This window comes from Thiomonas sp. 13-64-67 (assembly GCF_002282795.1).
Classification (GTDB): domain Bacteria; phylum Pseudomonadota; class Gammaproteobacteria; order Burkholderiales; family Burkholderiaceae_C; genus Thiomonas; species Thiomonas arsenitoxydans.
The window spans coordinates 16,193-29,768 of sequence record NZ_NCKP01000036.1 but is presented as its reverse complement, the minus strand read 5'-3'; the positions used below and the strand labels follow the sequence as shown (position 1 = coordinate 29,768).

The following is a 13,576-nucleotide window of genomic DNA, read 5'->3' as shown; positions in this document are numbered from 1 at the left end:
CCGCTTGTCGCGGCCTGTCTGTTTTTACCGAAACTTTGTTTTGCTCAACGGGATTTCCCATGACCCCGCAAACCCGCACCTCCCCCAGCCAGCTGCTGCTGGTTGAGGACGACCTCCGGCTGGCCCAACAGGTCAGCGACTTCCTGCAAAGCGCCGGCTGGCAGGTGACGCATGCGGCCAATGCTGCGCAGGCCGAGGGCGAACTCAACCCGCGGCGCGGTGACGCACTGGGTTTCGACGCGCTCGTACTCGACCTCATGCTGCCCGACGGCGACGGCCTCGACATCTGCCGCCGCCTGCGCACGCACAGCGATCTGCCCGTGCTCATGCTGACGGCGCGCGGCGACCCGTTCGACCGCGTGGTCGGGCTGGAGATCGGCGCCGACGACTATCTCACCAAACCGTTCGAGCCGCGCGAGTTGCTGGCGCGGCTGCGCGCCATTACCCGCCGCCGCGCGGGCAGTCTGTCGCCGCGCGATCCGCAGGCCGAACAAATCCTGCGCTTCGGGCGCCTCGATATCGACCCTGCCGCCCGTCAGGCACGCATCGATGGGGAAGACCGGCCGATGACGGCCTACCAGTTCGATCTGCTGCAAGTGCTCGCGCGCCATCCGGGCCGGGTGCTGACGCGCGAGTTCCTGCTGGGCGCCGTCAAGGGGGAATCGCTCGAAGCCTTCGACCGCTCCATCGACGTACATATCAGCCGCATCCGCGCCGCGATCGAAGACGATCCGCGCCACCCCCGCCGCATTCTCACCCTGCGCGGCGCGGGTTATGTATTCACCAAATCGCAGGACGGCATCTGAACATGGCCTCGCCCATGCCGCCCGGCGCCGTGCCGACCCCGCCCGCAGCGACGGAGCCCGGCGTAGCCAAGCAGGCCAAACTCTGGAAGCGGCTGTGGATCGCCCTGATTCTGGCGCTGCTGGTGCAGGCGCTCGTTTCCGCCCTGGTGTTTCACTGGGTGTTCGAGATGGATCCGCAGCGCGCCCAGTTCCGGCGCGAAGTCTTCCGCGCCTTCATGCAGCAACACGGCATCGGCCCGCCCTCGCCCTGGCGTCATCTGCTGATGTCGCCCTTCTTCGGCACCGTGGTCACCGCCATTCTGCTCAGCCTGGTCACTTACCCCATCATGCGGCGGCTGACCCGGCGGCTGGAAAATCTCCAGCAGGGCGTGCGCGCCTGGGGCGGTGGCGACCTGAGCGCGCGCGTGCCCGTGCAAGGCCGCGACGAAGTGGCGCAACTCGCGCAGAGCTTCAACACCGCCGCCAGGCGAATTGAATCGCTGATGCAGAGCCACAAATCGCTGCTGGCCTACACCTCGCACGAACTGCGCACCCCGCTCACCCGGCTGCGTCTCAGCCTGGAAACGCTGGCCGCCCCCGTGCCCGCCGCTGCGCGCGATGTCGCCGCGCGGGCTGCCAAGCACGATCTCGCCGAGCTCGATGCGCTGATCGACGATATCCTGCTCTCCAGCCGACTCGATGCCGCGACCGGACAAACCCTGCAACTCGAAGAACTGGACCTGCTCGCCCTTCTGGCCGAAGAAGCCGCACGTTTCGACGTTGAAGTGCACGGCGACTGGATCACCCTGCAAGGCGACGAACGCCTGCTGCGCCGCGCTGTGCGCAACCTGCTCGACAACGCCCAGCGCCATGCGCCGGGCGCCGCGCCGCAAGTCAGCCTGACCGCGGTGCAGGGCGGCGGCATCATCCGCGTCTGCGACCAGGGGCCAGGTATTCCCCCGGCCGATGCGCAGCGCATTTTCGAGCCTTTCGAGCGCTTGTCCGGGCGCGGCGAAGGCACCGGGCTGGGCCTGGCCCTGGTGCGCCGCATCGCCCGCCAGCATGGCGGCGAAGCCCGCTGCCTGCCCCGCGCGGGCGGCGGCACCTGCTTCGAAATCTGGCTCGGACGCAAGCCCTGAGCGCGGCGCCGCCGTTGCCGCCGCGCGCAAGACTGGCGCAATACTTGCTTGGCCCGTGCCTGCTTTCAGAACCTCCCATTGGAGCGACCGAAAGCTCCGGTTTTTTTAATACCATGCGTGACCGGACGCGCAAAGTCGCAGCAAAACAGGGGCTATTCGTTCTGCTTCGAGAGCATCCTGGGCCGCCTGCCATCGCTGGCGAACATCAAAACATCGCAGTTCACACCTCTTAAGGAAAAAATCATGACGTTCACTCTTCGCAAGCTCGCATCGCCGCGCCGTCTGGGCGCGCTGGCGGGTTCCGTGGCGCTGTCCGCGGTTTTCTGCGCCAGCGCATCTGCAGCCTCCATCGCCCTGCCGCAGAAATACAAGGAACAAGGCCACCTGACCATCGCTGCCGACGCCACCTATGCGCCGATGGAATTCATCGCCAAGGACGGCAAGACCGTCATCGGCGCCGACGTCGATCTGGGCAAGGCCATCGCCAAGAAGCTCGGCGTGAAGGCCGATTTCATCAACGCCAGTTTCGACAGCATCATTCCGGCGCTGCAGTCGGGCAAGTACGACATGAGCATGTCGTCGTTCACCATCACCAAAAAGCGTGAAGAAGTCGTCGACTTCGTCAGCTATATGACGGCGGGCACCTCGTTCTACGTCAAGGCCAAGGGCGGCCCCAAGGTCAATGGGCTGGCCGATCTGTGCGGCATGTCCGTGGCCGTGGAAAAAGGCACGGTACAGGCCGCAGACGCCGCCAAGCAGAGCCAAGAATGCGTGGCCGCCGGCAAGAAGGCCGTGACGGTGTCGGTGTTCCCCGACCAGAACGGCGCCAACCTCGCCATCGTCAGCGGCCGCGCACAAGTGGGCATGGCCGACTCGCCGGTGGCGGCCTGGATCGTTGAAGAGTCTCGCGGTCAGTTCAAGCTGACCGGCGAGTCCTACAACTCCGCGCCCTATGGCATTGCGATTCCGAAGAACAGCGGCCTGGCCGAGCCGGTATTGCAAGCCCTCAAGGAAGTGATCGCCAGCGGCGAATACGCCAAGATCCTGCACAAATGGGGCATCACCCAGGGCGGCATCAAAGACCCCGCCATCAACCCGGCCGTGCAGTAAGCACCCTCGCAGCCAAGCTATGTAGTCGACCTGATAAGACTTGGTGCCCTGCGCCCGGGCGGCAAAAGAAGCCAACCTGGGGCAGGGCTGCAACCGTATCGGCGCTTGCTCGTCCTGGGTCTTCCTCTCTTATCCCCATCAGTTTAGGAATCGAATGATGATTCGCGTTCTCCGAGGCTTCGCCTCTCTCCGCTGCGGCTTGGCCGCCCTTAGCGCAATCGCAATCGGCATGACCCTGGCCTCTTCGGCTGCGGCGGCCACGATCGCCCTGCCCGCCAAGTACAAGCAGCAAGGCGAATTGACCTTTGCTTTCAATGCCGCCTACGCGCCCATGGAGTTCATCGCCAATGACGGCAAGACCATGATCGGCCTCGACATCGATCTGGCCAACGCCATTGCAAAAAAGCTTGGCGTCAAGGCCAAGTTTGTCCAAGCTGGTTTTGACACCATCATTCCTGGGCTGCAATCGGACAGGTATGACTTGAGCATGTCGTCTTTCACCATCACCAAAAAGCGCGAGGAGGTGATGGACTTCGTCAGCTACTTCACTGCTGGCACCTCCTTTTACGTCAAGGCCAAGGGTGGCCCCGCGGTTGCCTCGTTGGGAGATTTGTGCGGCCTGAGCGTGGCTGTGACCAAGGGCACGATTCAATCCGAAGACGCCACCAAGCAGAACCAGGAATGCAAGGCTGCGGGCAAGAAAGGCGTGGACGTGCAGTTCTATCCCGACCAAAACGCCGCCAGCCTGGCTATGGACAGCGGCCGCGCGCAAGTGTGCATGGCCGACTCTCCGGTGGCGGCGTGGATCGTCAAGGAATCGCGCGGCAAGTTCAAGCTTTCGGGTGTGCCCTACAACTCCGCGCCCTACGGCATTGTCATTCCCAAGAACAGCGGCCTGGCCGAGCCGGTGCTGCAGGCGGTCAAGGCGGTCATGGCCGATGGCGAGTACACCAAAATCCTGAAAAAGTGGGGCGCTGAGCAGGGTGCGATCACCACGCCTGAAATCAACCCTGCCGTGCAGTAAGTTCAATCCCCCGCTGTGACCGCGCGCCACAGCGGGTCGCCTGATCGGTTCCATTCCATGCGACCTGACGATATTCAAGCCATCCCGGCCCGCCATCCCGGCCGCTGGGTGGCCGCTGCCGCTGTTTTTGTGCTTCTCCTAGCCACGGCCTACTCATTGACGACCAACCCGCGCTTCGAGTGGTCGGTCGTCGGTGAATATTTCTTCTCTGTGCGCATCCTGCACGGTTTGCTGCTCACGCTCGAACTCACCGTGATTTCGATGGTCATCGGCGTGGCGCTGGGCGTGCTGCTGGCGGTCATGCGGCTTTCGCACAACCCGATGGTCTCGAAGGCGAGCTGGTTCTACATCTGGCTGTTCCGCGGTACCCCGGTGCTGGTGCAGATTCTGTTCTGGTTCAACATCACCGCGCTCTACCCCAATATCGGCTTTGGCTCCTGGAGTTTCGATGCCAACAACCTGATCACCCCCTTCGTCGCCGCCATTCTGGCGCTGGGCCTCAACGAAGGCGCTTACATGGCCGAGATCGTGCGCGCGGGCATTCTGTCGGTGGACGAAGGCCAGAGCGAGGCCGGGGCCGCCCTGGGCATGTCGCGGTTGCAGATCATGCGACGCGTGGTGCTGCCGCAAGCCATGCGGGTCATCGTGCCGCCCACCGGCAACGAGGCGATCTCGATGCTCAAGACCACCTCGCTGGTCAGCGTGATCGCCGTAAGCGATTTGCTGTATTCGGCGCAACTCATCTACTCCGTGAACTACCGCACCATTCCGCTGCTGCTGGTGGCCAGCATCTGGTACCTGATCGTGACCACGTTGCTGTCGATCGGGCAGTTCTACATCGAACGCCATTTCGGCCGCAGCGCCACCCGTCAACTGGCCCCCACGCCATTGCAGCGTCTGCGCCAGCTCGCCTTCGGACGGGGCGCAAACAACGAGGGCGCCCAATGAACCAGCCCATGGTCAAGGCCGAAGGCGTGCACAAACGCTTCGGCTCCGTCGAGGTGCTCAAGGGCATTTCGATGGAGGTCGCGCGTGGCGAAGTGGTCTGCCTGTTGGGTGCATCGGGCTCGGGCAAATCCACCTTTCTGCGCTGCATCAACCACCTGGAAAAAATCGACGCCGGCCGTCTGCTGGTCGATGGCGAGTTGGTCGGCTATCGCCAGGTCGGCGAACGGCTGCACGAGTTGCACGACCGCGACATCTGCCGCCACCGCGCCGAAGTCGGCATGGTGTTTCAGCGCTTCAATCTGTTCGGCCACATGACCGCGCTGGAGAACATCATCGAAGCGCCCATGCTGGTGCGCAAAATGCCCAAGGCGCAAGCCATCGAGCGAGCCCGCGAGCTGCTCGCCCGTGTCGGTCTGGCCGATCGCGGCAGCGCCTATCCCAACCAGCTCTCGGGCGGCCAGCAGCAGCGCGTCGCCATCGCCCGCGCACTGGCCATGAGCCCCAAGCTCATGCTGTTCGACGAACCGACCTCCGCACTCGACCCCGAACTGGTCGGCGAAGTGCTCGACGTCATGAAATCGCTCGCGCGCGACGGCATGACCATGGTGGTCGTCACCCACGAAATGGGCTTTGCCCGCGAAGTGGCCGACCGCGTGGTGATGATGCACCAGGGAAAAATCATCGAATCGGCGCCGCCGGAGCAGTTTTTCGGCGCGCCGCAGCACGAGCGCACGCGGCAGTTCCTGTCCAAGATTCTCTGAGGTCATTGCCCAATTGCATTTGGCCCCAGAGGCATTAGCATCGTTTCCGTTTGTAACAACACAGCCACGGAGATCGATCATGACTCGCAGCCCCACCTCCCCCGCTCGCCGCCGCGTTCTTGCGCTCGCTGGCGGCGCCGCTTTGCTCTCCCCTCTTGCCCTGCGCCCTGCGTTTGCGGCCGAGTACCTCACCATCGCCACCGGCGGCACCAGCGGCGTGTACTACCCGCTGGGCGTTGCGCTCTCTCAGATCTACACCAAGGCCATACCTGCGGCCAAGAGTTCAGTCCAGGCGACCAAGGGTTCGGTGGAAAACCTCAATCTGCTCGAAGCCGGGCGCGCCGAGCTGGGTTTCTCGCTGGGCGATTCGCTGTCAGATGCCTGGAAAGGCGAGGCCGACGCCGGGTTCAAAGTCCCGCTGAAAAAACTGTGCACCATGGCAGCGATCTATTCCAACTATGTACAGATCGTGGCGCGCGCTGAAAGGCAAGAGTATTTCGGTGGGCGCACCCAAGAGCGGCACCGAACTCAACGCCCGCGCCTTGATCAAGGCTGCCGGGCTGAGCTACAAAGATTTTTCCAAGGTGGAATACCTGCCTTTCGGTGAGTCGGTGGAACTGATGAAAAACCGCCAGCTCGACGCCACGCTGCAATCGGCAGGGCTGGGCGTGTCTTCGTTGCGTGATCTGGCCGCCTCGCAAAAAATCGTGGTGGTTCCCGTGCCTGCCGACATCATTGCCAAGGTGGGCGATCCGGCCTATCAAAGCGGGGTCATTCCGGCAAACACTTATGAAGGCCAGACCGCCGCGGTGCCGACGGCGCGCATCCAGAACTTCCTCGTCACCCGCGAAGGGCTGAGCGAAGAACTGGTCTATCAGATGACCAAGGCGATGTTCACCCACCTGCCCGAACTCGTGGCGGCGCACGCCGCGGCCAAAGGCATCAGCCTCAAGGACGCACCGCTGAACTCGCCCGTGCCGCTGCACCCCGGCGCGGCCAAGTACTACCGCGAAGCGGGTGTGCTGAAGTAAACCCCAGCAAGGCTTTTTCGCCTCGGCCCGCCTGCATGGGCCGTCTCATCCATCGTGTGGCGCCGCCACGAGCGGCCTTCACGCGCCTCGGATTCCAGCCATGAGCACCACCGCCGACGACCTGATCCACACCTCCTCCGAGCCGCACGCCGACAGCGGCCACCAGCGCAGCTTATCCGGCCTTGCCCAGCGCAGCGTCATGGCCGCGGCGCTGGCGTTTTCGGCCTATCAGCTCGTCGTAGCCGCCTTCCACCCGCTGTCGAGCCTGGTGATGCGCTCGCTGCATGTGGGCTTTCTGATGTTGCTGGTGTTCTGGGTCGTGCCGGCGTTCAAGCGCGGGAGCTGGATGCACCGCATTCCGTGGTTCGACTGGTTGCTGGGCGCAGCCGCCTTCGGGCTCGGGCTGTATCACTGGTTTTTCGAAGCCGACCTGATTCAGCGCAGCGGCGACCCGACGCTCACCGACCTCTGGGTCGGCGCCGCGGTGGTGGTGTTGCTGTTCGAGGCGGCCCGGCGCAGCCTGGGCTTGGCGCTGCCGCTGGTGTGCGCGGCCTTTTTGCTCTACGGCCTGTTCGGCCAGTACCTGCCTGACGCCATCAGCCACCGCGGCTACGGGCTCGACCAGATCATTGGTCAGCTCTACCTCGGCACCGAGGGCATCTACGGCATTCCCACCCTGGTGTCGGCGACCTACATCTTTCTGTTCATTCTGTTCGGCGCGTTTCTCGAACATGCCGGCATGATTCGGCTGTTCAACGCCCTGGCGCTGGGGCTGGTGGGCAAGGCGCGCGGCGGCCCGGCCAAGGTGGCCGTCATCTCTTCCGGATTGATGGGCACCATCTCCGGCTCCGGCGTGGCCAATGTGCTCACGGTAGGCCAGTTCACCATTCCGCTGATGAAGCGCTTTGGCTACTCGCCGGTGTTCGCCGGGGCGGTGGAAGCTACGGCCAGTATGGGCGGGCAGATCATGCCGCCAGTCATGGGCGCGGTGGCCTTCATCATGGCCGAAACCCTCAATGTGCCGTATGCCGACATCGTCAAGGCCGCCGTCATTCCGGCCGTGCTCTACTACCTCACCGCGTTCTGGATGGTGCATCTGGAGGCGGGGCGCAAGAAATTGCTCGGCCTGCCTGCCGACCAGATTCCCAACTCCTGGAAGGCGCTGAAGGAAAACTGGCATCTGGCCCTGCCGCTGGCCGCGTTGGTGTGGATGCTGTTCCACGGCTTCACCCCGATGTTCGCCGGCATGATGGGGCTGTCGCTCACCGCCATTTTGCTGCTGGGCGCAGCCATCGCCGCGCGAATTTCGCATACGGCGTTCCGCATGGTGTTCTGGTTTGCCTGCGGTCTGGGCGCTGCGGCGTTTCTGCAGTTCGGCATCTTGCCGGTGTTGGGGGTCATTGCGGCGCTGGTCGCCATCAACTTGGTGGTCAAGGGCGGACGTCAGACGCTGCGCGTTTTGCGCGACAGCCTGATCGACGGCGCCCGGCAGGCCCTGCCCGTGGGCATCGCCTGCGCCATCGTCGGCGTGATCGTCGGTGTGCTCACCCTCACCGGCGCGGCCACGAGCTTTGCCGGGTTCATCGTGGACATCGGCGCGCACAGCCTGCTGCTGTCGCTTCTGCTCACCATGGCGGTCTGTCTGGTTTTGGGCATGGGCATTCCCACCATCCCGAACTACATCATCACCAGTTCGATCGCCGCGCCCGCCCTGCTAAAGCTGGGCGTGCCGCTCATCGTCAGCCATATGTTCGTGTTCTATTTCGGCATCATGGCCGACCTCACGCCGCCCGTGGCGCTGGCCGCGTTCGCCGCAGCCTCTGTGGCCAAGGCTTCGCCGATGCGCATTGGCTTCAAGGCCACGCAGATCGCGTTGGCGGGCTTCGTTGTACCGTATATGGCGGTGTACGACCCGCAGCTCATGCTGCAAGGCGACTGGACCTGGCTGGGTGTGGCCTATGTGACGGCCAAGGCCATTTTGGCCATTGTGCTGTGGGGCGCGGTGGCCGTGGGTTATCTGCGCGGACCGATGTCGGTGCTTGAACGCCTGCTGGCGTTCTGCGCCGCCGCCTTGCTGATCACTGCGCTGCCGATGACCGACGAGGCCGGGTTCGCCTTGGCGGCCATCGTGCTGCTCTGGCATGGTCTGCGCGCACGCGGACTGGCCGCACAGGCTGCGGCCTGAAAAATCAAAGCTTTTTCTGCCAGAACTGGGCCCGGCCAAAGGCCGGGTCGAGCGCATAGGTCTCGAAGCCGAAACGGCGATAACTGGCAATGGCCGAAGCGTTGCCGTCGAGCACTTCCAGGGTGAGCTTGCCGCAGCCCCGAAGGCGCGCCACGTCTTCCACCCGCTGCAACAGGCGGTGCGACAGGCCCTGGCCACGGTAGTCGGGCTCGACGTAAACGTCGTGCACGTTCATCAGCGGTAGCGCCATGAAGGTGGAGAACCCTTCGAAGCAGTTGATCAGCGCGGCGGGTGTGGCACCGTCCAGGGCAAGGACGCCAAAATAGTCAGAACGCTCGCGCAGGCGCTGCACCAGCACGGCCTTGACCTTGGGAGCGAGGTCTTCGCCGCCGCCCATCGGATCGCGGGCGTAGCGGGAAATGAGTTCCAGCAGCGCGCGGGCATGCTCAGGAAGGGACAAATCGACATCGACAAGGGTGATCACGCTGCACATCTCCAATGAAAACGGGGCGCCTTCGAGACGCCCCGTGTTGGCAGAAATGGTAGCGCGAGACCGGTTCAGCTTATTTTTTGATGTCGCCGCAAGCCACGTATTTCTTCATGTCCTGCGCGCTTTCATGCACGTTGATGGCCATGGGCTCCTTGAACAGATCGTCCATGCTCACGGACGGCAGCTTAGTGACCGACTTGCCGTCCACCACGTTTTCCAGCGGATACTTGGGAACCGGGTTGAGGTTGGCGCAGGTGCCGGGGTGGATATGGTCGGGCTGCGCCACGCCTTTGGGTCCGCCCTTGATATGGACGGTGACTTCGATGCCCTTGCCCATGGGCTTGATCAGGGCGTAGCCGGTTTCACCGGAATTGTTCTGGGCGGCAAGCTCGATCTTCAGTTCGTGCGGCATGGTGGAGGCAAAGGCCGGTGCGGCAGCAAAGCCGAGCAGGGCCAGGGAGAGTGCAAGTTTGTGCATGGTGAACTCCAGGGAAAAGGGCATTGATCAGGGAAAACACCGCGCGCTCTGCGGCGCAAAAGTGCTTTACGAAGCTTAATGAGCCGCGCATCTCCATGCTGGCCCGTCTGGTATTGCGTGGCGCAGGGTGTTTTGCGCCGCCGCGCCGCCGTTACCATCGCCGCATGGCTCTTCAACTGTTTGGTATTCCGGTTTCTCGCGGCATGGCCATCGGGCGTGCCGTCATCCTCGCTTCGGCCCGGTTGGACGTGGCGCATTACTTCGTCGACCCCGGCACGGAAGAGGCGGAAATTGAGCGCCTGCGCGCCGCGCGCCGTGCCGTGCGCGCCGAACTCGACACCCTCAAGGCGGATCTGCCCCCCGATGCCCCGGCCGAAATGGCCGCGTTCATCGATGTGCACAAAATGCTGCTCGATGATCGGCAGATGGCGCTCGACACCATCACCTGGATACGCCAGCGCCGCTACAACGCCGAGTGGGCGCTCACCGCCCAGCTCGACGTCATTTCGCGCAATTTCGAGGAAATGGACGACACCTATCTGCGCGAACGCATCGCCGACGTCGAGCAGGTGGTCGAACGCGTGCTGCGCGCCCTTCGCGGCAGCGCGGGGCTGGCCCGCTCGGCCAGCGGCAACGGCGATCTGGTGCTCATCGCCCATGACATCGCCCCGGCCGACATGCTGCAGTTCAAGACCGGGGTGTTCCGCGGCTTCGTCACCGATGTGGGCGGCAAAACTTCGCATACCGCCATCGTCGCCCGCAGTCTGGATATTCCCGCCGTGGTGGGCGCGCGCTCGGCCGGCAGCCTGATCCGCCAGGACGATCTGGTCATCATCGACGGCGACAGCGGGCTGCTCATCGTCGATCCGTCACCCGTCATCCTCGAAGACTACCGCCTGCGCCAGCAGGAATCGCAGCTCGCCCGCGAACGGCTCAAGCGCCTGAAATTCACCCCGGCGCGCACCCTCAACGCCGAGCCGGTGGAGTTGCTCGCCAACATCGAGCAGCCCGAAGACTGCGCGCCCGCGCTTGAAGCCGGTGCGATGGGGGTGGGCCTGTTCCGCACGGAATTCCTGTTCATGAATCGTGGCGACCATCTGCCCGGCGAAGACGAGCAGTACGCCGCGTACAGCCGCGTGATGCAGGCCATGCAGGGCAAGCCGGTCACCATCCGCACCATCGATATCGGCTCGGACAAACCGCTCGACGCCGAAGACTATCGCGACGGCGAGTTCACCCACCTCAACCCGGCGCTGGGGCTGCGCGCCATTCGCTACAGCCTGTCCGACCCGGCGATGTTCCGCATGCAGTTGCGCGCCTTGCTGCGCGCCGCCGCGCTCGGGCCGCTGAAGGTGCTCATCCCCATGGTGGCCCACGCCAGCGAAATCCGCCAGACCCTTGCCGAACTCAACAAGGCCCGCGCCGAACTCGATGCCAAGGGCGTTTCATACGGCCCGGTGGAACTGGGCGCAATGATCGAAGTGCCGGGCGCAGCCTTGGCGCTGCCCTTGTTCCTGCGGCATTTCGACTTCCTGTCGGTCGGCACCAACGACCTGGTGCAATACACCCTGGCGATCGACCGCGCGGATGAGAGCGTCTCCAACCTCTACGATCCGCTGCATCCCGCAGTGCTCAACCTGCTGGCGCAGATCATCACCCAGACCCGTGCTGCGGCCGCCTGGAAGGGCCGACCGGTGGAAGTGAGCGTGTGCGGCGAAATGGCCGGCGACCCGAGCATGACCCGCCTGCTGCTGGGCATGGGCCTACGCAGTTTTTCCATGCATCCGTCGCAGATCCTCGCGGTCAAGCAAGAAGTGCTGCGCGCCGACCCCGACAAGCTCGCGCCGCTGGTACAGACCGTGCTGTCGAGCTTCGAGCCCGAAGAACTGAAGGCGGCACTGGCGGCGTTGGGCTAAAGACTTGCGGGAACCTGTCGAGCCAGGGCCAGTCTTCACCTGCAGACCTCCTGACGCCCTTTTCTCCGACCGATCCGTGCGCTTCGCCTCGCCTCATTTCCGCCTACGCCGCCTGCGCCGCATCAGCCAGCAAGCCACCCTCTGCCTGCTCGGCGCCGCGCTATCTGGCGCGCCGGTTTGGGCGCAAGGCGCTGACACCCGCGCCCCCGGCTACGCCAGCAGCCTGCCGACCTTGGGAGACCCCGCGCAGGGCAGCCTGTCTTCGGTACAGGAAAAACGTCTGGGCGAAATCATCATGCGAGAAATGCGGCAGGAGCCCGACTACCTGCACGACAGCCTGCTGCGCGACTACCTCCAGGCCATCGTCGACCGCCTCACGCCCGCTGCCCGGCGCACCGCCGAGATGGAGGCGCCCGCGCACTTTCGCGTGTTTCTGCTGCGCGACCGCAGCTTCAACGCATTTGCCCTGCCCGGTGGCTGGATCGGGGTGCACACCGGGCTGATCATCGACGCGCAATCGCACGATCAAGTGGCGGCCGTGTTCGCCCATGAAATGTCGCACATTACCCAGCGACACATCGCCCAGCGGCTGGCGCAGATGGGCCGTGACAGGCTGCTGAGCATCGGCTCGCTGCTGCTGGCCGTCGCCGCCGCGAGCGCGGGGCAAGATCAGGCCGCGCAAGGTCTGGCGATGGGCGGGCAGGCCGCAGCCATCGACAGAGCCCTGCGTTTTTCGCGCAGCAACGAGCGCGACGCCGACCGCACCGGCGAAGAGGTGCTGGCGGAATCGGGCTATCCGCCGCAGGCCATGGCCAGCATGCTGCTACGGCTGCAAAACCTCTCCCGGCTCGACGACTCCGATGTGCTGGCCTTCCTGCAAACGCACCCGCTGACCAGCGAGCGCATCGCCGACGCCCAGGCACGCGGCGGCAACCATCCCCTGCCACCCGACCACGATCTGATGTTCTGGCTCATGCACGCCCGCGCCCGCGCGCTCACCCCAACCAAGCGCGACGCCATGCAGCGCGAGGAAAAGCGTTTCAGCGCCGACAAAGCCGCCTTCCCCGCCCAGCAGGCCGCCATCGCCTACGGTCAGGCCGTGTTGCTGCAAAGGCTGGGGCGGTTCGACGCCGCCGCGGCGGCGCTCACGCGGGCGCAAGCTGCAGTCGCCAGCGCCCCGGCCGCCGAGCGTCTGCCCCTCGATCTGCTGCAGGCCGAATTGCTGCTGGAGCATCAACCCGCGCAGGCCGCCGATGCAGCGCGTGCGCTTTACCGCCAGTTTCCGCAGTCCACTGCCGCCCGGCATCTGTTGGCGCGCTGCCTGCTGGCTTTGCCCGATAAAAAATCGGCGCGCGAGTTTCTGCGCCAGCAGACCGTGGCGCATCCACAAGACATCGTGCTGTGGCAAGACCAGGCCCGCGCCGAGGCCGCCCTGGGCGCCTTTGCGGCGCAACACCGCGCCACGGCCGAGGCTTACGCCCTGCAAGGAAAAACCGAAGCGGCCATCGAACAACTGCACATTGCGCAGCGCACGCCGGGGGCGGATTACTTCGAGGCATCGATCATCAACGCCCGTCTGCGCGCCCTCGAACAAGCGCACGCGCAGCAGGTACAGATCGACAAGGCGCTGCCGCAGTGAACGCCGCGCCGGAGCAATCGAATCTGCCGCGCAAGGATAATGCCACGCATGGCTGCGCCTTCACCGACAT

11 protein-coding genes and 1 pseudogene are annotated in these 13,576 nt (G+C 64.6%); 10 read left to right on the top strand and 2 right to left on the bottom strand.

Annotated features, from left to right (window positions below):
- Nucleotides 1-59 precede the first annotated feature (59 nt).
- From B7X30_RS10080 to B7X30_RS10045, 8 genes and pseudogenes are all read left to right on the top strand, one after another.
- Complete coding sequence (locus B7X30_RS10080; protein ID WP_013105116.1) at nt 60-806, top strand: response regulator; 747 nt, start codon at nt 60-62, stop codon at nt 804-806.
- A gap of 2 nt (nt 807-808) precedes the next feature.
- The gene (locus tag B7X30_RS10075) at nt 809-1,924 is read left to right on the top strand and encodes a sensor histidine kinase (RefSeq protein WP_286730431.1); all 1,116 of its coding nucleotides are present in this window, start codon (nt 809-811) and stop codon (nt 1,922-1,924) included.
- Nucleotides 1,925-2,167: 243 nt separating this feature from the next.
- Nucleotides 2,168-3,034 (top strand): ABC transporter substrate-binding protein, encoded by an 867-nt coding sequence (locus tag B7X30_RS10070; protein ID WP_286730430.1) that lies wholly within the window; start codon nt 2,168-2,170, stop codon nt 3,032-3,034.
- Between the two features lie 229 nt (nt 3,035-3,263).
- On the top strand, nt 3,264-4,058 hold the full coding sequence (locus tag B7X30_RS10065) for an ABC transporter substrate-binding protein (protein WP_231836394.1): 795 nt from the start codon (nt 3,264-3,266) through the stop codon (nt 4,056-4,058).
- Between the two features lie 57 nt (nt 4,059-4,115).
- Nucleotides 4,116-5,006, top strand: coding sequence for an amino acid ABC transporter permease (locus B7X30_RS10060; RefSeq protein WP_231836392.1), 891 nt, complete (start codon nt 4,116-4,118; stop codon nt 5,004-5,006).
- Nucleotides 5,003-5,767, top strand: a complete 765-nt coding sequence (locus B7X30_RS10055) for an amino acid ABC transporter ATP-binding protein (protein WP_286730429.1) — start codon at nt 5,003-5,005, stop codon at nt 5,765-5,767. The genes B7X30_RS10060 and B7X30_RS10055 overlap by 4 nt, the downstream gene beginning before the upstream one ends.
- A gap of 79 nt (nt 5,768-5,846) precedes the next feature.
- Nucleotides 5,847-6,798 (top strand): annotated as a pseudogene (locus B7X30_RS10050) (TAXI family TRAP transporter solute-binding subunit).
- 100 nt (nt 6,799-6,898) lie between these two features.
- Nucleotides 6,899-8,983 carry a TRAP transporter permease gene (locus B7X30_RS10045; RefSeq protein WP_286730428.1) on the top strand — a complete coding sequence of 695 codons (2,085 nt, stop codon included), beginning with the start codon at nt 6,899-6,901 and terminating at the stop codon, nt 8,981-8,983.
- A 4-nt stretch (nt 8,984-8,987) separates the two neighbouring features.
- On the opposite strand, the gene B7X30_RS10040 is transcribed toward B7X30_RS10045, so the two are convergent.
- Together B7X30_RS10040 and B7X30_RS10035 are read right to left on the bottom strand one after the other, a co-directional pair.
- Entirely contained in the window at nt 8,988-9,476 is a 489-nt protein-coding gene (locus B7X30_RS10040) for a GNAT family N-acetyltransferase (RefSeq protein ID WP_286730427.1), read from the bottom strand.
- Nucleotides 9,477-9,546: 70 nt separating this feature from the next.
- Nucleotides 9,547-9,951 (bottom strand): hypothetical protein, encoded by a 405-nt coding sequence (locus B7X30_RS10035; RefSeq protein WP_276728167.1) that lies wholly within the window; start codon nt 9,949-9,951, stop codon nt 9,547-9,549.
- A 164-nt stretch (nt 9,952-10,115) separates the two neighbouring features.
- Here B7X30_RS10035 and ptsP point away from each other — a divergent pair, with 164 nt between their 5' ends.
- Nucleotides 10,116-11,867 carry a phosphoenolpyruvate--protein phosphotransferase gene (gene ptsP / locus B7X30_RS10030; protein WP_286730426.1) on the top strand — a complete coding sequence of 584 codons (1,752 nt, stop codon included), beginning with the start codon at nt 10,116-10,118 and terminating at the stop codon, nt 11,865-11,867.
- Nucleotides 11,868-11,943: 76 nt separating this feature from the next.
- Nucleotides 11,944-13,506: a M48 family metalloprotease gene (locus B7X30_RS10025; protein WP_286730425.1), complete on the top strand. Its 1,563-nt coding sequence runs from the start codon at nt 11,944-11,946 to the stop codon at nt 13,504-13,506.
- Nucleotides 13,507-13,576: the final 70 nt, after the last annotated feature.